This is a genomic window from Labrys sp. LIt4 (assembly GCF_017813775.1).
In the GTDB taxonomy this organism is placed as follows: Bacteria; Pseudomonadota; Alphaproteobacteria; order Rhizobiales; family Labraceae; genus Labrys; species Labrys okinawensis_A.
The window spans coordinates 1-1,534 of the sequence record NZ_JAGIPY010000043.1 but is presented as its reverse complement, the minus strand read 5'-3'; the positions used below and the strand labels follow the sequence as shown (position 1 = coordinate 1,534).

The 1,534-nt window shown below is 63.2% G+C and carries 1 protein-coding gene; it reads left to right on the top strand.

The features are described from left to right. Nucleotides 1-194 precede the first annotated feature (194 nt). On the top strand, nucleotides 195-1,534 hold a 1,340-nt coding region (locus J8I29_RS29605; RefSeq protein ID WP_209434416.1), incomplete at its 3' end, for a tetratricopeptide repeat protein.

The following is a 1,534-nucleotide window of genomic DNA, read 5'->3' as shown; positions in this document are numbered from 1 at the left end:
CTGACCGCCAATTTGCAGAAACCCGGCATCGAGATCGGCAAGCTGTTCCGCCTGGTGCGCGACGACGTGATGAAGGCCACCGACCGCAAGCAGGAGCCCTTCACCTACGGCTCCCTGCCCGGCGACGACTTCATCTTCAATCCGGGCTGAGGGCAACAGGCATGGATTGGCTTGAGAAACCGGGACACACCGCGATGCGCCGATTGAAACGGCCCATTCTCGGGACATTCCTTGCCGTGGTCCTCGGCATGGGCACGATCGGCAGCACGACGGCGCTGGGGCAAACGAAACTCTCCGCCGCCGAACTGCAACGCTATATCGACATCTGCTTCAAGGCCAAGGACGGCAACGAGAACGTCGCGGCCTGCACGGCCGCCCTCTCCGCCAGCGACAAGCAATTGTCCAAAGCCAACCGCGCCATGGTGCTCTATAGCCGCGCGATCGGCTACACCAAGCTCCTGCAATTCGACCCGGCGGTCGCCGATGTCACCAAGGCGCTCGCTCTCACGCCTCAATCGGCGCGACACTACACGCTGCGCGCGCTCCTCTACAGAAAACAGGGCAAGAACGATCTGGCACTCGCCGATTTCAACGAGGCGGTAAACAAGGGCGCGAAAGGCGCGGGAGACTATGCCGACCGCGGCAGGAGTTATTTCGACGTCGGCAACTATGAGAAGGCACTTGCCGATTTCGACACCTCCCTGCGCACGGCGCCCGACAATGCCATGGTTCACGGCTATCGCGGCGTAACGCTCTTGCGGCTGGGCCGGATCAACGAGGCTGTCGCCGACCTCACCTTTCAGATCGAAAAGGGAGGAAACAATGTCATTCCGGGCGATTACACCCATCGCGGCTTTGCTCTGATCGAACTGGGCAAACCGGACGAAGCCAAAGCCGATTTCGCCAAGGCCGAAGCGCTTGCCACGGCGAAGATCGAAGGAACCGGCACGCCGGAGGCCTATTTGTATGTCGACCGCGCTTTCGCACGGGCGCTCGGCGACAATCCGGATGGCGCCATCGCCGATGTCTCCCGTTATCTGTCGACCCAGGCCCAGGCCGCCGATGCCTTTCAAGCCCGGGCCCTCGCCTACGCAGCCAAGCGGAACTACCGGGATGCGCTGGCCGACTTTTCCCAGGCCATCAATCTGGACCGCAAGAAATTGTTCATCCTGCGCCAGCGCGGCGATGTCTATCTGGCAGCAGGGCAGCCGGAACTGGCCATCGCCGACTATCAGGCCCAGTTGAGCCAGATAGCCGGGAATGCCCTTGCCATGGCGGGGCTCGAAAAGGCCAAGCAGGCGATGGCGGCCAAGCTGCAGGCATCCACCGTCCCTCCCCAGGGCAATACGTCCCCTGCCACGCTCGAGGCCCCGCCCTCACAGGCCAAGGCCGCGCTCGGCCGCCGGGTCGCCCTGGTGATCGGCAATTCCGCCTATGCCCATGTCGCGGCCCTACCGAACCCGAAGAATGACGCGGCCAAGGTCGCCGACACCCTGCGCAAGATCGGCTTTGCCGAGGTGACGCTGGTGGAGGA